The 17,056-nt window shown below is 42.1% G+C and carries 16 protein-coding genes; all 16 read left to right on the top strand.

Going from position 1 to position 17,056, the window contains the following annotated elements; translation table 11 throughout:
• Positions 1-223: 223 nt before the first annotated feature.
• Positions 224-1,294: a glutamyl aminopeptidase gene (gene pepA / locus ACYQ2O_RS06200; protein WP_346023791.1), complete on the top strand. Its 1,071-nt coding sequence runs from the start codon at positions 224-226 to the stop codon at positions 1,292-1,294.
• Between the two features lie 29 nt (positions 1,295-1,323).
• Complete coding sequence (ytpR, locus tag ACYQ2O_RS06195; protein ID WP_459796222.1) at positions 1,324-1,929, top strand: YtpR family tRNA-binding protein; 606 nt, start codon at positions 1,324-1,326, stop codon at positions 1,927-1,929.
• A 34-nt stretch (positions 1,930-1,963) separates the two neighbouring features.
• A complete protein-coding gene (locus ACYQ2O_RS06190; protein WP_459796221.1) occupies positions 1,964-2,542 on the top strand; it encodes a hypothetical protein in 579 nt (192 codons plus the stop codon).
• 91 nt (positions 2,543-2,633) lie between these two features.
• Positions 2,634-3,962 (top strand): UDP-N-acetylmuramate--L-alanine ligase, encoded by a 1,329-nt coding sequence (gene murC / locus ACYQ2O_RS06185; RefSeq protein ID WP_459796219.1) that lies wholly within the window; start codon positions 2,634-2,636, stop codon positions 3,960-3,962.
• A 150-nt stretch (positions 3,963-4,112) separates the two neighbouring features.
• Complete coding sequence (gene polA / locus ACYQ2O_RS06180; protein ID WP_459796218.1) at positions 4,113-6,776, top strand: DNA polymerase I; 2,664 nt, start codon at positions 4,113-4,115, stop codon at positions 6,774-6,776.
• A 69-nt stretch (positions 6,777-6,845) separates the two neighbouring features.
• A complete protein-coding gene (mutM, locus tag ACYQ2O_RS06175) occupies positions 6,846-7,667 on the top strand; it encodes a DNA-formamidopyrimidine glycosylase (protein ID WP_346023795.1) in 822 nt (273 codons plus the stop codon).
• A gap of 16 nt (positions 7,668-7,683) precedes the next feature.
• Positions 7,684-8,280 carry a dephospho-CoA kinase gene (coaE, locus tag ACYQ2O_RS06170; protein WP_459768871.1) on the top strand — a complete coding sequence of 199 codons (597 nt, stop codon included), beginning with the start codon at positions 7,684-7,686 and terminating at the stop codon, positions 8,278-8,280.
• A gap of 60 nt (positions 8,281-8,340) precedes the next feature.
• Positions 8,341-8,805 carry a transcriptional regulator NrdR gene (gene nrdR / locus ACYQ2O_RS06165; RefSeq protein WP_091482457.1) on the top strand — a complete coding sequence of 155 codons (465 nt, stop codon included), beginning with the start codon at positions 8,341-8,343 and terminating at the stop codon, positions 8,803-8,805.
• Between the two features lie 25 nt (positions 8,806-8,830).
• Entirely contained in the window at positions 8,831-10,219 is a 1,389-nt protein-coding gene (locus ACYQ2O_RS06160; protein WP_346023798.1) for a replication initiation and membrane attachment family protein, read from the top strand.
• A complete protein-coding gene (gene dnaI, locus ACYQ2O_RS06155) occupies positions 10,219-11,154 on the top strand; it encodes a primosomal protein DnaI (RefSeq protein ID WP_346023799.1) in 936 nt (311 codons plus the stop codon). The genes ACYQ2O_RS06160 and dnaI overlap by 1 nt, the downstream gene beginning before the upstream one ends.
• 315 nt (positions 11,155-11,469) lie before the next feature.
• Positions 11,470-13,401, top strand: coding sequence for a threonine--tRNA ligase (gene thrS, locus ACYQ2O_RS06150; RefSeq protein ID WP_346023800.1), 1,932 nt, complete (start codon positions 11,470-11,472; stop codon positions 13,399-13,401).
• A gap of 250 nt (positions 13,402-13,651) precedes the next feature.
• Positions 13,652-14,155 carry a translation initiation factor IF-3 gene (gene infC, locus ACYQ2O_RS06145; protein WP_143009167.1) on the top strand — a complete coding sequence of 168 codons (504 nt, stop codon included), beginning with the start codon at positions 13,652-13,654 and terminating at the stop codon, positions 14,153-14,155.
• A gap of 65 nt (positions 14,156-14,220) precedes the next feature.
• Positions 14,221-14,421 (top strand): 50S ribosomal protein L35, encoded by a 201-nt coding sequence (gene rpmI, locus ACYQ2O_RS06140; protein ID WP_091264670.1) that lies wholly within the window; start codon positions 14,221-14,223, stop codon positions 14,419-14,421.
• 34 nt (positions 14,422-14,455) lie between these two features.
• Positions 14,456-14,815 (top strand): 50S ribosomal protein L20, encoded by a 360-nt coding sequence (gene rplT, locus ACYQ2O_RS06135; protein WP_091264668.1) that lies wholly within the window; start codon positions 14,456-14,458, stop codon positions 14,813-14,815.
• Positions 14,816-15,052: 237 nt separating this feature from the next.
• Positions 15,053-16,450, top strand: coding sequence for a protoporphyrinogen oxidase (gene hemG, locus ACYQ2O_RS06130; protein WP_346023801.1), 1,398 nt, complete (start codon positions 15,053-15,055; stop codon positions 16,448-16,450).
• 139 nt (positions 16,451-16,589) lie between these two features.
• Complete coding sequence (locus ACYQ2O_RS06125; protein ID WP_346023802.1) at positions 16,590-16,979, top strand: MBL fold metallo-hydrolase; 390 nt, start codon at positions 16,590-16,592, stop codon at positions 16,977-16,979.
• Positions 16,980-17,056: the final 77 nt, after the last annotated feature.

Raw genomic sequence — 17,056 nt, 5'->3', positions numbered from 1 at the left:
ATTTGATTCATAAGAAGACCTCTTTTCTGGATTTGTGGTTATCTCTAGATTAAGGGTCTTCTTTCTTTTTGTCTACTTTAATTTCTTGCCCTACTATTTTACTTTCCGACAACTATTTTACACATAGGAACCGGGTTTTGTGTATAATAATGAGAGTACAGCGGGAGATAGTGACCCGAAATCTTATACTGGGGGATAGAGTCAGCCTGACTGACGATTATATATGAATGAAGAAACATTTCACATGATTAAACGAACAACTGAACTTCAGGGAATCAGCGGATTTGAACACAATGTCCGTGACTTTATGCGAGATGAAATGAACGGACTGGTCGACCGGATAGAAACGGACGGACTGGGTGGACTGTTTGGGGTGAAAGAATCACAGACACCAGATGCACCAAAATTGATGCTGGCTGCACATATGGATGAAGTAGGTTTCATGGTTTCATCCATTACATCAAAAGGACTGATTAAAGTCCTGCCAATCGGTGGATGGAATCCTTATGTGGTCTCATCTCAGCGGTTCACGATTCAGACTAAAAAAGGGGAGTACCCGCTGGTATCGTCTTCGATCCCGCCCCATCTTCTGAAGGACAAGAAGAACACGTCGATTTCCATTGACTCGATTTTGTTTGATGGAGGTTTTGAATCCAAGGAAGAAGCAGAAGAATACGGCGTACGTCCTGGAGACCCTATCGTACCTGTCGTAGAGACCATACAGATGGCAAACAAAAAAACCTTTGCTGGAAAGGCCTGGGACAACCGCTATGGTGTCACACTTGTTCTTGAACTTCTGAAACAATTAAAAGAAGAGCAGCTGCCGAGTACACTGATTGCCGGAGCAAATGTTCAGGAAGAAGTTGGACTAAGAGGAACAAAAGGATCTGTTAGAAAATTCCAGCCGGATGCTTTCCTGGCTGTCGACTGTTCACCTGCAAATGACCTTAACGGAGATAAAGAAGCTTTCGGCCGTCTGGGCGACGGGTTTCTTCTGAGAATTCAGGATCCAGGTATGATTCTTTCCAGAGAAATGAAGGATTATCTCATTGATACAGCAGAGACGAATAAGATTCCTTATCAGTATTTCGTATCCAAAGGAGGGACGGATGCTGTAGCGGCACATACATTGAATGAAGGCATACCAAGCGCTGTGATCGGTGTTCCCGCCCGCTATATCCACACCCATCAATCTCTTTTCCGTATCGATGACTATGAAGCAGCCAGAGAAATGGTCTACCAGATCGTCAAAACATTTGACCGATCAGTACTGGAGACTCTAAAAACATTTTAATCTAAAGAAAACTAAGGAGTTTATACACAATGCAGATAACAACTTATAACAACAATGGACTGAATGATGTCCTGATGATCCAGTTCCAGAAAATGGAAGCAACAGATCAGGTTCCGGAACGAAATGGAGATATCGTCTTGATCAAGTCAAAAGCTGACGGGGAAGATACAGGCATTAACCTCTTCAAAGCCTCTGACTACCTGGAAGGACTGACTGATGGACCATTGGAACTTGATAAAAAAGCTGTAGATAAATTGAACAGTCTGATCGAAGAAGCTGGATTTTCTGTCAAACTGGAATCTGAGACTTCACCAAAATTTGTAGTAGGGTACGTGACAGCATGTGAGCCAGTAGAAGGTTCTGATCATCTGAATCTGACTCAAACTGAAGTTGACAATGGCGAAATCCTGCAGATCGTCTGCGGTGCCGCAAATATTGCTCAAGGTCAAAAAGTTGTGGTTGCCCGCACTGGTGCGGTTATGCCTGATGGAATGATTATCTGGCCCGGTGAACTTAAAGGTATTAAAAGTAATGGCATGATCTGCTCAGCTAGAGAACTGGGACTGCCCCAGGAAGGAAAAGGAATCATGATCCTTTCCGATGATGCAGAAGTGGGCACAGCTTTTTCAGTTTGATAATCTGTAAGGACTAGGGAAGGAGGGGGGAATAGTGTCCTCAAAGTATAGAGAGTTCTTTGAATCATCGAAGAAAAACAGGCCGGAGAGTAAATCTGATGAGCAGTCACTTTCTTTTAAAGACACGTACACACTTCCAGGCGAAGTTAAGCGAAAGGAAGAAATAAAAAAAGAATTCAAAGAGTATTTAGAGCACCCTCAGGGATCTTTCAATAGAACATATATTGATCCTCCTTTTGAAGTAAGCAAAGTCCCGTCGCCAGTATACGGCTATAATAAACCACCTAAGAAGACAAAAAAGCCGACGACCGATTACAGTATACTTAAGCAGGAAATGCAGAAAAAACCTGAAGAATTCTTAATTCTGGAAGAATATGCTACTCAGACTATGAAGGGGAAATGGGGGTTGACGAGTGAACCTGAGGCAACTTCAGAACTACCTGATCAAATAAAAATCCAGAAAGCTAAGTCGACTGTTCGTGAAAAAACTAAAAAGACATATGGGCTTAACCGGACACTGGCTTCGATCATGGATGATGACAGAAATGGCAGCATAAATAGACGAAGCGAAGTGCCTGGACTGTTCAGAAAAGATGACTCCAGCAAAAGATAAATAATTGTACTGGCTTTTTTTGATCATTTCAATTATAGTGTATAACGATGTAAATTTTACAGATCTGAATTTAATGGAGGATTTTTAACGAATGAATCAGGAAACAGTCTACCACTTTGTGGGAATTAAAGGATCAGGTATGAGTGCACTGGCTTTGATCCTTCATGATAAAGGATTCAAAGTTCAGGGGTCAGATGTTAAAAAATACTTCTTTACTCAAAAAAATTTAGAAGATAATCATATCCCTATCTATTTATTCGACGAAGCTAATATTAAGGAAGGCATGACCGTCATAGCCGGAAACGCCTTCCCGGATACGCACGAAGAGATAAGTAAAGCGCTGGAATTGGGGCTGCCCGTGAAAAGGTACCACGACTTCCTTGGAGAGCTGAGCGATCAGTATACCAGTGTAGCTATAACTGGCTCACACGGGAAAACTAGTACGACCGGCCTTCTTTCTCATGTGCTAAGTGGAATCAAGCCGACCAGCTACCTTATTGGAGATGGAACAGGTCGAGGCGAAAAAGATGCAGAGTACTTTGTGCTTGAGGCTTGTGAATACAGACGTCATTTTCTAGCATATAAATCAGACTATGCACTGATAACTAACATTGATTTTGATCATCCGGACTATTATACGAGCATAGAAGATGTACAGGATGCGTTTCTTTCATTCTCACAGCAGATCAAAAAAGCAATTTTTGCCTGCGGTGATGATGTGAGACTTCAGGAACTGCATGCTTCTGTCCCTATCGTCTATTATGGCTTTGATGAATATAACGATTTTCAGGCCAAGACTCTTGAGCGAACGACTGAAGGCTCTACGTTCGATGTGTTTGTCAGAGGGGATTTCTACGGCAAATTCTTCATTCCATCGTATGGAAAGCATAACATCCAGAATGCGCTGGGAGTTATCGCGTTCTCACACTATGAAGGACTCGATCAGGACAAAGTCCAGGAAAGACTTCAGTCGTTTAAAGGTGTAAAAAGACGCTTTACTGAAAAAAATGTAATGGATACAGTCATCATCGATGACTATGCGCATCATCCGGCAGAAATTAGAGCCACTCTAGACGCTGCTCATCAGAAATACCCTGACAGAGACATCGTTGCCGTTTTTCAGCCGCACACATTCAGCAGGACCGTTGCACTTCTAGATGAATTCGGTGAAGCTCTTGATTTGGCTGATGCTGTCTATCTCTGTGATATCTTTACATCAGCAAGAGAACAGGAAGGAACTGTAACGATCAGGGATCTTCTGGTTAAAACTGAAAAAGGCAAAGACATCATTTCAGAAGAAGATATGTCAGCCTTGCTTAAACATAAAAACCAAGTCGTCGTTTTCATGGGCGCTGGTGATGTTGACAAATTCGAGCATGCTTTCGAAGTCATTTTAAGCCAGTCGGAAGCAAAAAATTAATACGCTTAAATAGAGAATGAACTTAAAGCTCCCTTTGCATATAGTAGTGGTATAATACTTATTGTATAGGGAGTTTAAGGACGTTCTCTTTTTCTATTGCGTGAATTTTGATACTATATGTTTAGGATGAATAACTGGGAGTTGAAGAGATTGGCTGATAAAAAGAAATTACTGCTCATAGACGGGCACAGTGTGGCATTCAGAGCCTTTTATGGTCTGCATAGCCAGCTGGAACGAATGAAGAATAGAAACGGACTGCACACCAATGCGCTTTACGGCTTTCATAACATGCTTGAGGTGATCGTTAACAAGGAACAGCCTACACATGCACTCGTGGCATTTGATGCAGGAAAGACTACATTCAGACACGAATATTTCGACGATTATAAAGGCGGCCGGTCAAAAATGCCGTCTGAATTTTCTGAACAGATTCCTTTTATGAAAGATCTTCTTAAAGGGTTCGGTTTGCAGAGCTATCAGCTTGAAAACTATGAAGCAGATGACATCATAGGAACGCTGGCTAAAGAAGCTGAAGAAAACGGTTTTGAGGTCGTCATTCTGACCGGAGACAGGGACCTTACTCAGCTTGCTTCGGATAGCATTCGGGTGGACATCACTAAAAAAGGAGTCAGCGACTTAAAAGAGCACACCAAAAAGTCGATTCAGGAAGAGATGGGAATCGATCCGATTCAGATTATCGACATGAAAGGACTGGCAGGAGATGCCTCAGACAATATTCCGGGAGTGACCAAGATTGGTGATAAAACTGCTCTCAAGTTACTGCACGAATATGGGTCGGTTGAGAACCTTTATGAGAATATTGAAGAGATGAAAAAGTCCAAACGAAAAGAATACCTGATCAATGAGAAGGAAACGGCATTTCTGAGTAAAAAACTGGCAACCATCGATACTAATGCGCCAATTGAAGTAAAACTGGAAAATCTGACATACAACGGATTGAGTATGGAGGATCTTATCTCTTTCTATAAAGAAATGGATTTCAACTCTCATTTGCAGAAACTCGATACGACAGAATATATGGAGCAGCTGGCCGAAGATGCTGTGGAGGTCGAATATACTTTCTTAAATGAACTGTCATCTTCTCACTTCTCTTCAGATATGGCTCTGTATATCGAAATGCTGAATGAGAACTATCATCATGCTGAAATCGTCTCGATTGCCTGGGGAAATGATGAGACCATTTATGTAACCGATCCTCAGACTGCTTTTGCATCTGCTGCCTTCAAGGCGTGGATCGAAGATGAAGACAGCGGTAAAGTGCTGTATGATGCTAAACGCTCCTATGTCGCTTTGAACAATAAAGGCATGACCCTTAGAGGAATTACATTTGATATCATGCTTGCGTCCTATCTGCTGACAGCTGAAGACAGCAGCAGTGGCGATATCGTCGATGTAGCCAGAAAACATAATTACGACCACATCACGCCTGATGAAGTTGTTTATGGAAAAGGGAAAAAAATAAAAATACCTGAAGACAGTTCTCTTATGCATGATCATGTGGCGCGTAAGGTCTTAGGCATCTATCATCTGTCGGATTCGATGGAAAAAGAACTCAAAGAAAACGAACAGGAAGATCTGCTTAAAGAAATGGAACTGCCTCTGGCCATAGTGCTTGCTGATATGGAGATACAAGGCATCACTGCTGATGCAGAACGACTTGAACGAATGAAAGAAGAATTTGGTACGACACTTGAATCAATCGAAGAAAGAATCTATGAAGAAGCCGGAGAAACGTTCAACATCAATTCTCCCAAACAGTTAGGTGTGATCCTCTTTGAGAAAATGGGTTACCCAGTCATCAAGAAGACTAAGACCGGGTATTCTACAGCACAGGATGTACTCGAAAAGCTGAAGGATGAAGCACCGATCGTTGAACATATTCTGCAGTACCGACAGATTGCCAAAATACAGTCGACCTATATCGAGGGACTGCTTAAAGTCATCGATCCGCAGACGAGCAAGATCCATACACGCTACCTGCAGACCGTTGCACGTACAGGACGACTGAGCTCTGTCGATCCTAATCTGCAGAACATCCCTGTCCGTCTTGAGGAAGGCCGGAAGATTCGTCAGGCCTTTGTTCCTAGAGAAAAAGACTGGAAAATATTTGCATCGGACTACTCGCAGATCGAGCTTCGTATTCTTGCGCATATATCAGAAGACGATCACCTGATCAAAGCCTTCCTGGACGACGAAGACATTCATACGACGACGGCTATGCGTGTATTTGATATCGATGATCCCGAGAAAGTTACTTCTGATATGAGACGTGAAGCGAAAGCAGTCAATTTCGGTATCGTTTATGGAATTAGTGACTACGGCTTGTCCCAGAACCTGAACATCACACGGAAGGAAGCTAAAGATTACATTGATACGTACTTTGACCGTTTCCCTGGTGTGAAGGAGTTCATTGATACTGTGATCAGAGAGGCCAAGGAAAACGGCTTTGTCGAAACATTGTTCCATCGACGCAGGTATCTGCCGGACATCAACTCACGCAATTTCAACCTGAGATCTTTTGCGGAACGTACCGCCATGAATACTCCGATTCAGGGAAGTGCGGCAGACATTCTTAAAATGGCTATGATAGAAATGGCTAAACGGATGAAAGAAGAAAATCTGGAAGCGACGATGCTTCTTCAGGTTCACGATGAACTGATATTTGAGGTGCCTGAACACGAGATGGACAAGCTTGAAGCCCTTGTAAAAGAAGTGATGGAAAAAACAGTTGAGCTGTCTGTTCCTCTGAAAGTTGAGAGCAGTGCAGGTGATAACTGGTATCAAGCTAAATAACACATAAAAGAGCGGGAGAAGTCTCGCTTCTTTTATTGTAAAAATTACCAAAGGAAATGAGAGAATACTATGCCTGAATTACCGGAAGTTGAAAGTGTCAGAAACGGTTTAGTCGATCTGGTCAGTGAGAGAACGATCGGCAAAGTCACTGTACGCTGGGACAATATAATTAAAGAACCAAAAATCGAGCTGTTCCAGAAAAATCTGGAAGGCCAGACAATTGAAACGATTAGAAGAAGGGGAAAGTTTCTTCTTTTTATCCTGACTGATTATGTTCTGATCAGCCATTTGAGAATGGAAGGAAAATTCAGACTAGAAGTAGAAGGGACTCCACTGACTAAGCATACCCACGTTATTTTTAGTCTTAATGATGGACAGGAGCTCCGTTATCTGGACGTCAGGAAGTTCGGTAAGATGAGTCTAGTCAGCAAAAAGGAACTCCTGACCCACCCTTCGCTGACCAGCCTTGGACCGGAACCGGTTGAAGAGGAGCTGAGTATCGATTGGATGGCGGAGTATCTCAAAGGGAAAAAAAGGGCGGTTAAAGCCTATCTACTTGATCAGAAGCTGGTGGCTGGGGTTGGGAATATTTACGCAGACGAGATTTTGTATGATGCAGGTATTCGTCCCAATCGTTCAGCTTCTTCGCTGACTGATGAAGAAATCAGCGTACTGAGATCCTCTATTGTGAGGATAATGAAAGAAGCCGTCGAAGCCGGAGGAACAACAATCCGAACATACGCCAATGCCTACGGTAGAGAAGGTAGTTATCAGAATAGTCTGAGGATTTATGGAAAGGTTGGATCAGACTGTCCGATCTGTCATTCACCATTTATTAAAACTAAAGTGGCTCAGAGAGGGACGCACTTCTGCCCGGTCTGTCAGTCATAGAAAGAGGAGGAGAACGATGACATTTATTTTAGGCTTGACAGGGGGGATTGCCACCGGAAAGTCCACGGTCGGCCGCTTCTTTGAATCTCAAGGTATTCCTGTAGTGGATGCAGATAAGGGAGCCAGACAGGTAATGGAACCTGGGCAGGCAGCCTATCATGCCGTTGTGAAGACATTCGGGCAGGAGATATTAACAGAAGATGGAAGGATAGACCGGACTAGACTTGGCGCTATTGTGTTCAACGATCCTGCTAAATTAAGTAAATTGAATGAGACCGTTCATAGTCATGTCCTGAACTGGATAAAGGAAGAAAAAGATAAGCTGATCAAAGCTGGACACCCCCTGGTTGTTCTGGATATCCCTCTGCTTTATGAGATCGGATTTGAAAATGAAGTGGATGCCGTTATGGTGATTTATGTTGACCCGGAGACTCAGCTGAAACGGCTGATGAAAAGAGATAATTTAAGTGAGAATGAGGCACAGATACGAATCGCCGCGCAGGCCTCAATAGACAGCAAGGCTGAGAAAGCAGACATCATCATCGATAATAGGGGCGGTATTGATGAAACGGAAAATCAGCTGAGAACTTGGCTTGACAATAATGGGTATTAGTTAAGTCCCGGAAATGTGGTATACTGTCAGTAAATATTTAATAGTAAAGGACTGAAAAATATGCATTGTCCTAAATGTCAGCACAACGGAAGCAGAGTAGTGGATAGTCGACCGGCAGATGATGGGAAAGCGATCAGACGCAGGAGAGAATGTGAGAACTGTCTCTTCCGCTTTACAACATTTGAGCGGATCGAACAGAGCCCCGTCCTTGTGGTGAAGAAAAATGGGAATCGAGAAGAATTCAGTCGTGAGAAACTGCTGAGAGGCATCCGTAGAGCCTGTGAAAAGAGACCTGTAGCTGCAGCAGCCCAAGAAAAAATCGTAAATAAAGTAGAATATAAAATCAGAGACAATGGAGCCAATGAAGTTCCCTCAACTAAAATTGGAGAATACGTGATGGAAGAACTAGCAGAACTGGATGATGTCGCTTATATCCGATTTGCCAGTGTATATAGACAATTCAAGGATATTGGTGTCTTTATGCAAGAAATGCAGGAACTTGAGAAAAAGAGAAAAGAACATTAAGCAAGGCTGAAAGGATCAATCAACAATGACTTACCCCTGGAAAACTATGAGCCCTAAAGACAGCGTACATCTGATCAGGTTGATGATGTTATCTGATCTGCATATAAAGGCACTTCATAACTTATATCAGCCGCTCCTTGGAAAAGACGCCGTCAGCCTTTTTATGACACTTAAAGAAACACTCGATCAAACCATTGAAAAAGATGTGATGCTCTCTGATTTACTTGTACAGCTCGACTGTGGTGTGAAAGAGTTTTACGAGGCAAGAATCAGACTTGAAGCATACGGCCTCATCAGAGTCTATGTACATGATTCTGATTCGACACGTTTGGCTATCGGTTTAAGTTGTCCTATGCTGCCTGAACAGTTCTTCAAAGATCCGATGATGAAGATGATGCTCACTGAAAAAGTAGGTGAGCGACTGACAGACGACCTGCAAAAAAGATTCAAGGTTCATGATGGAAGGTTGAATGAATATAAAGAAGTCACTAAGTCATTTCTTGATGTCATCCATGTCGATATGAAGAAAATGAGTGAAGCTTCTGAAAATGAAGATGCGGAGGAACGGTCGACTGCGATCAGTGATCAGATTATGGCAACCGAACGATTCGACTGGTCGTTTTTCATTGAAGGTCTGAACAAGAATTATATCAGCCGTTCATCAATCACAACTGATCTCAAACGACTGATTTATACCTTTCATGCCTTATATAACATCAATGAGCTGGAGATGCAGAAATTTGTACTTGAAGTAGCGGATTTGAATACAGGTCAGGTAGATGATCAGAAGCTGACTTCCCTGATACAAAAAGAGTATTTAAAAAAATCCGGCAGTTCAAGGAAGACAGCCGATGTCTTGACTCAAGAAAGCGAGCATAGAGTAAGACAGCTCGAACAAAAAGGTTTTTCGAAAGAAGAAATAGAAATTATTCTGCACTCTGAGCAAGTAAGTCCGTATGCTTATCTGAAATCGATTAAACGTCAGAAAGGCGGATTTGTCTCGTCAAATGAAACATGGCTACTGAAAGAACTTGTTGAGAATGCTCCATTAACTACAGCAGTGATCAACATCCTTCTGAACTATCTGCTTATCATCAAGAATTCCCCTAGCATAGAAAAAGGACTTGCAACTAAAATAGCGAATGACTGGGCACAAAGCCAGGTGAAGACACCTGAAGACGCTATGGAGAAAGTAAAACAGCTTTATGCATCATTCGGTCAGAAAAATCAGAAAGCAGCACCTAAGGGAAACTATTCTAAGACTCAAAAAAATGGATCCCATGCCCGCCAGGAGACCCTTCCTGACTGGGCCTTGGAAGGGTCTGTAAAAGATGAACGGCTCAGTTCAGAAGAAGAGGAAGCTTACAAAGAAAGACTTAAACGAATCCGCAACAGGAAAAGTGGTGAATCATAATGGATAGTATAAAAGATCAGCTGGCTAAACTGATGGATTCAGGAAAAGTCAGCGACATGTTCAGTCAGATCATGAAAAAAGATGTTATGAGTGATCCGGACGTAAGAGAATTTCTTTCTGAGCATAAAGAAGCATTATCAAAAGAAGCTATTGAAAGAAGTGCTTCTGAACTATATGAATTTGTATCCGAAAAGAAAAAAGTGCAGAACAGGAGTAATAGCCTGGCTCCGGGATATGAACCCAAGCTCATCCTGAATAATCATCGGATCGATGTGACTTACGTTCCTACTCGAGAACTTCTTTCACGTCAGAAGGAAGTAAAGATCAAAAACAGGATAAAATCCCTTTATATGCCGAAAGATCTCAAAAATGCCAGGCTTGAAGATTTTGAAGCGACAAGAAAACGGCAAGATGCTTTCGAGAAGGCAATTACATTTATAGATGACTATCTTGAATCGCCCAGGTCATACCATAAAGGTCTCTACCTTCAAGGACCGTTCGGTGTGGGGAAGACTTTCCTTCTGGGGGCCGTGGCTCATGAATTGTCGCAGCATGGCCATTCAACTACGCTGGTTCATTTTCCTACCTTTGCGGTTGAAATGAAAAACGCAATCGGGAATAATACGACAGAAGATAAGATGGAAAAGCTTAAACGAGCGAAGATACTGATGATCGATGATATTGGAGCAGATTCCATGTCATCCTGGATAAGAGACGATGTACTTGGTGTCATTCTTCAATTCAGGATGCAGGAAGAGCTGCCGACATTCTTTACATCAAACTTCAGTATGGATCAGCTTGAAAAAGAACACCTGAGTGTGACACAACGAGGTGAAAGAGAGCCTCTGAAAGCCAAGCGGATCATGGAGCGTATTCGTTTTCTGTCTGAGGAAGTGGAAATGTCAGGAGATAATCGACGTCAAAATAAAAGTTGATTTGACCTGCAAGAAGTGATAAAGTACTATCTATATTAAGAATAATACCACTTTGAGAAAGACACCATCGTTCAACAGTAATTAAAAGAGAGGAAGATCCCGGCTGAAAATCTTCCATTAATGAACAGATGACCCCTTTCGAGTGCAGGTCCGAACAAAGTAGGATCTGCCGTACACTCTGCGTTAAAGAGCGAAGAGATTAGAATGGCTCATGGCTGTTCTATAAACTTGGGTGGAACCACGTATATTAAACGTCCCATTGGATAAGACAGCTTATTCAATGGGACTTTTTTAATGAAAATAGGAGGAATTGGAATGTCGGAAATGATTAATGTTATTTTGCCGGATGGCTCTTCGAAGAAAGTTTCTAAAGGCACAACGCCTAAAGAGATTGCTGGTGGGATTGCCAAGTCTCTTGAGAAAAAAGGCCTGGCAGCTAAATGGAATGGAGAACTGGTCGATTTCAGTCGTGAACTGAATGAAGACGGAGCACTTGAAATCGTTACGCCTGATCATGAAGATGCTCTGTCAATTTTGAGACACTCTGCTGCCCATCTAATGGCTCAGGCGATCAAACGTCTATATCCGGATGTGTCATTCGGAGTAGGGCCCGCTATAGAAAATGGGTTCTACTATGATACAGATACTGAGCAGCCTATTACTGAGGAAGATCTGGAAAGAATTGAAAACGAAATGATGGCAATTGTGAAAGAAAATCTGCCTATTATTCGAAAAGAAATCTCTAGAGCAGAAGCGCTTGATTTGTTTAAGGATGACCCATACAAACAGGAACTGATCAATGATCTTCCAGAAGATGAAGAACTGACAGTCTATGAGCAGGGAGAATTTGTCGACCTGTGTCGTGGTGTACATGTGCCTTCTACAGGTCGGATACAAGTCTTTAAACTATTATCCCTTGCAGGGGCTTACTGGAGAGGGAACTCTGACAATAAAATGATGCAGCGTGTATACGGAACAGCTTTCTTTGATAAAAAATCACTGAAAGAGTACCTTAAGATGCGGGAAGAAGCAAAGCAGCGGGATCACCGTAAATTAGGTAAAGAGCTGGAGCTTTTCATGCTGTCACCAGAGGTCGGTTCAGGTCTTCCATTCTGGCTTCCTAAAGGAGCTACGATCAGACGTGTAATTGAACGATACATCACTGACAAGGAAATCAGCCTAGGTTATCAGCATGTCTATACACCAATCATGGCGAACGTTGACTTTTATAAGCGTTCAGGCCACTGGGATCATTACCATGAAGACATGTTTCCACCAATGGATATGGGAGACGGGGAAATGCTTGTTCTTCGCCCAATGAACTGTCCGCATCATATGATGGTCTTTAAAGATGATGTCAGAAGTTACCGTGACCTGCCGATCCGCATCGCTGAACTGGGACAGATGCACCGTTATGAGAAGAGCGGGGCTTTGTCAGGCTTGCAGCGTGTTCGTGAAATGACCCTGAACGATGCACACGTGTTTGTCCGTCCGGATCAAATCAAGGAAGAATTCAGCCGAGTCGTCAAACTTATGCTGGCTGTCTATGAAGACTTTGACATTAAGGATTACCGCTTCAGACTGAGTTATAGAGATCCTGAAAATACTGAAAAATACTTTGACGATGATGCCATGTGGATGAAGGCTGAGTCTATGCTGAAGGAGACACTTGATGATCTCGGCCTGGAATACTTCGAGGCAACAGGGGAAGCAGCATTTTATGGGCCTAAACTGGATGTTCAGGTCAAGACAGCAATGGGCATCGAAGAAACGCTCTCTACTGTTCAGCTTGATTTCCTTCTGCCAGAACGGTTCGACCTCACGTACGTCGGGGAAGATGGACAAGATTCTCATCGGCCAGTTGTAATCCACCGCGGGGTCGTATCAACGATGGAACGTTTTGTCGCATATCTGATTGAACGATACAAAGGCGCATTCCCGACATGGCTGGCACCGATACAGGCTAAAATCATTCCTGTCAATCTTGATATCCATGGGGAGTTCGCAGAACAGCTGAAAAACAGGCTGGCAGCTAAAGGCTTAAGAATAGAAGTCGATAATCGTAATGAGAAAATGGGTTACAAGATCCGAGAAGCTCAGACACTCAAGATTCCTTATCAGCTGGTTATCGGGGACAATGAGATGGCTGATGACTCAGTAGCTGTCCGTAAATACGGTGAAAAACAGACTAACACTCTTGCTATAAATGATTTCATTCAGCAGATGGTAGAAGAGAATACTAAATAAATGTCATGACCCATTTGACATAGGATGCTTGTTGTGATATTATATAAAAGTTGAGAAAACAAAGCAGAAGCCCCCGCTTCTCGCCTTATGGACATCTGTTCATGGGCAGATATGGACACGTATATATAAGGCATGCGCTTGTGTGTGCCTGATGCGGAGAACAGGCGGGAATTTCTATGCAGATAGATACCCCGCCTTTTTCTGTGCTTTTCTCGCAAATACTTTGGAGGTGACCACCATAGCTAAAGACATGATTGTCAACGACCGTATTCGTGCAAATGAAGTACGTTTGATCGGAAAAGACGGTGAACAGATAGGTGTAGTCCAACGCAAAGAGGCACTAAGATTAGCAGAGGAAGCCAACATGGACCTTGTATTAGTCTCGCCTAATGCTAAACCACCAGTGGCTCGGGTAATGGACTACGGCAAGTATCGCTATGAACAGCAGAAAAAAGAACGTGAAGCAAGAAAGAATCAGAAAGTTGTCAACATCAAAGAGATTCGCTTGAGTCCAACGATCGATGACCACGATTTTGATACGAAATTGCGTAACGCTCGTAAGTTTCTGGAAAAAGGCGATAAAGTCAAAGTCTCTATCCGATTCAGAGGACGAGCAATCACTCACAAGGACATTGGACGTGAAGTACTGGAACGCATGGCTGAAAAAGCATCTGATATTTCACAAGTCGAATCAAAGGCTAAGATGGATGGCCGCAGCATGTTCTTGATGCTCGCACCGAAAAGTGAAAAATAAAGAAATAACTGTGATATAGTTATTTTCTGATCATTATTATAGAAGAGTATTGGAGGAAATCAAAAATGCCTAAGCAAAAAACGCATAAAGGTTCAGCAAAACGATTCAAAAGAACTGGTACTGGTAAACTGAAAAGAAGTCACGCAAAAACAAGCCACATGTTTGCGAACAAAACTCAGAAACAGAAACGTAAACTGCGTAAATCAGCACTGGTTTCTAATAGTGACTACAAACGCATCAAGCAACAGCTTGCTAAAATGAAATAATAGATTCTAGGATTGTATTGAAGGAGGAAAAACAATGGCACGAGTAAAAGGTGGAGTCGTCACTCGCAGACGCCGTAATCGCGTATTAAAATTAGCTAAAGGATATTATGGTGCTAAACATCGCTTGTTCAAAGTTGCAAAACAGCAAGTAATGAAATCATACATGTATGCTTACAGAGACCGTAAACAGAACAAGCGTAATTTCCGTAAACTATGGATTGCACGTATCAACGCTGCAGCACGTATGAACGGATTGAGCTACTCTAAATTTATGCACGGACTTAAATTAGCTGAAATCGACATGAACCGTAAAATGTTGGCTGACTTGGCTGTCAACGATGCTGATGCATTTTCAGCTCTGACAGACAAAGCAAAAGATGCTTTAAACGGTTAATTCATTTACCTTATAATGATCAGTTTATAACTGGTTGTTATAAGGTTTTCTTTTGTATAAATAATTGAAACAATATTTACGTTCTTTTATCAGAACTTCATGGTATAATATAAAAGATATTCCTATCAGGAGAAGTTTATGGAAGAAAATTACTATACATAAGCTGTTCAAATAGTTATATGTAGTTATGTCAGTTATATTTTCGATAAATACGATCAGGTAAGGGGTGTGTCCAGAATGGAGAAGGCTAAGAAAAGAATTGCAGTTGTCGGCAGTGGAATTACCGGTCTGACAGTTGCCTATCGCTTGCAGCAAACAATAAAAGAACAGGATCTTCCTTATGAAGTCATTGTCCTGGAGTCTTCTATACGTTCCGGTGGTAAACTATATACCATGAAATTCGGAGAACAGTTCATCGATCTGGGAGCAGAGTCTATCGACACGCGCCTGCCTGATGCAATCGGACTGATTAAAGAATTAGAGCTCGAAGACCAAGTGGAATACAGTCAGAATGGAAAACCTGATATCTATGCATTCAACAAGTTGTATCAGCTCGACAGTGATACCTATAAGGGGATTCCAGTAAAAAGAACAGACATATGGAAATTCGATCTGATTTCTTTTCAGGGGAAACTGTCTTTCCTGAAAGATACATATTTTTCCAGAACTGAAGAATCTGAAGAAGTGTCAACTAGGGACTACTTTGCTCAAAGAGTAGGAGATGAAGTAGCAGAATATGCAGCTGAGCCTTATATTTCTAAAGTCTATTCAAGTGAAATAGACGAAATAGGGATAAAAGGGCTGAATGAACCCTTGTTTGCTCTTGAAAAGGAACATGGGACGATCACAAAAGCACTTGAAGCTCACCCGGAACTCATTGATGGGGATGGCAATTATCTGACATTTATGGATGGGCTTGAGACATTGACACGTGAATTATCTGAACGCCTTCAACAGAACATCAGGTATTCAAAGAAAGTGACTGATATTAAAAAAAGCATCAGTCATACCTATATAGTCGATATCAATAAGAAAGAGCAGCTAAGAGTGGACAGTGTCGTGGTAGCTACTGATTCTGGAGCTTATAATCAGATTTTTTCAGACATCGAATTAAGTGATTATTTCAAGGACACTAAGATGGGGTCAATAGGGTTTGTTCTGTTCAGTTTTCCAAAAGGGGCTTTGAAGAATCCTCCTGAAGGAAACGGCGTACTGTCGGTCAGACGTAATAACTCTTATATACAAAGCATCGTGTGGCTGAATAAAAAATGGGCGCATCATGCACAGAAAGATGAAGAGTTATTAGGGGTCTATTTTGGTCGGAGCTCGGACAGTATTATGATGTCACTCAGTAACAAGCAAATTGAAGAGGCCATTTTAAAGGATCTTAACAAGATGCTGTCAATTGAAGTTGACCCAAATTATCGTATTATCAAGCGATGGCCCAATGCAATACCGCAGTTCAGTGTCAATCATGAAGAGCGGACAAAAAATCTCAATGAATTTCTTGAAGAGAAATATCCCGGTCTGTATCTCATCGGGAACGGGATGGACGGATTTGGTGTGAACAACTGTATTCGACAGGGAAATAATACAGCTATGGAAGTCATCAACTACTTAAAAAATACAATATAGTTTTCTAAATGATTTTAATTGAGAACTGAGACTTAAAAACAACCGATCCTGGACACTTATGTGCAGCTTCGGTTGTTTTTTTTCAAAATTCCCGTATCCTATAACTAAAGACAATCATACAAGGAGGAGTCTGTAAAAAATGAAACTGACTGTCCTAGGATACTATGGCGGATACCCTACTAATAATATTGGTACGAGCTCTTACCTGCTGGAGTCTGACAGTTTTCACTTGCTTATGGATGCTGGAAGTTACAGTCTACTGACAATGGAGAAATATGTTGATCCGCTAGATCTTGATGCAGTATTACTTTCTCACTATCATCATGATCATATCGCAGATTTAGGTGTTCTGCAGTTTACCAGACTGCTGAAAAGAGATGAGCACGGCAACAGGGCCCACATGCTTCCAATATACTGTCATAATGAAGACGTTGCTCATTTTCAACAAATGACTTTAGAAAACGTTAGTGAGGGGATACCTTTTGAGACTCCCACGGCTAAAGCCGCAAGCCCGAACCTTTCGGTTTGACGGGTGGGATTCTTGAGTGCTTGTACGAACGCAGTCCATTTCTGTTTTGTTCAAGCCTCAAGGTGAGGGCATCTCAT

The organism is Alkalibacterium sp. m-11 (genome assembly GCF_054658155.1).
The sequence above is the reverse complement of the archived record's forward strand: the minus strand, read 5'-3'. Positions and strand labels throughout refer to the sequence as shown.

Bases quoted from the DNA above. Each gene is read 5' to 3' on its own strand.
- murC (WP_459796219.1), top strand. From the start codon at position 2,634: ATGAATCAGGAAACAGTCTACCACTTTGTGGGAATTAAAGGATCAGGT.
- ytpR (WP_459796222.1), top strand. From the start codon at position 1,324: ATGCAGATAACAACTTATAACAACAATGGACTGAATGATGTCCTGATG.
- rplT (WP_091264668.1), top strand. From the start codon at position 14,456: ATGGCACGAGTAAAAGGTGGAGTCGTCACTCGCAGACGCCGTAATCGC.
- thrS (WP_346023800.1), top strand. From the start codon at position 11,470: ATGTCGGAAATGATTAATGTTATTTTGCCGGATGGCTCTTCGAAGAAA.
- infC (WP_143009167.1), top strand. From the start codon at position 13,652: ATGATTGTCAACGACCGTATTCGTGCAAATGAAGTACGTTTGATCGGA.
- nrdR (WP_091482457.1), top strand. From the start codon at position 8,341: ATGCATTGTCCTAAATGTCAGCACAACGGAAGCAGAGTAGTGGATAGT.
- coaE (WP_459768871.1), top strand. From the start codon at position 7,684: ATGACATTTATTTTAGGCTTGACAGGGGGGATTGCCACCGGAAAGTCC.
- mutM (WP_346023795.1), top strand. From the start codon at position 6,846: ATGCCTGAATTACCGGAAGTTGAAAGTGTCAGAAACGGTTTAGTCGAT.
- ACYQ2O_RS06160 (WP_346023798.1), top strand. From the start codon at position 8,831: ATGACTTACCCCTGGAAAACTATGAGCCCTAAAGACAGCGTACATCTG.
- rpmI (WP_091264670.1), top strand. From the start codon at position 14,221: ATGCCTAAGCAAAAAACGCATAAAGGTTCAGCAAAACGATTCAAAAGA.
- ACYQ2O_RS06125 (WP_346023802.1), top strand. From the start codon at position 16,590: ATGAAACTGACTGTCCTAGGATACTATGGCGGATACCCTACTAATAAT.
- hemG (WP_346023801.1), top strand. From the start codon at position 15,053: ATGGAGAAGGCTAAGAAAAGAATTGCAGTTGTCGGCAGTGGAATTACC.
- dnaI (WP_346023799.1), top strand. From the start codon at position 10,219: ATGGATAGTATAAAAGATCAGCTGGCTAAACTGATGGATTCAGGAAAA.
- pepA (WP_346023791.1), top strand. From the start codon at position 224: ATGAATGAAGAAACATTTCACATGATTAAACGAACAACTGAACTTCAG.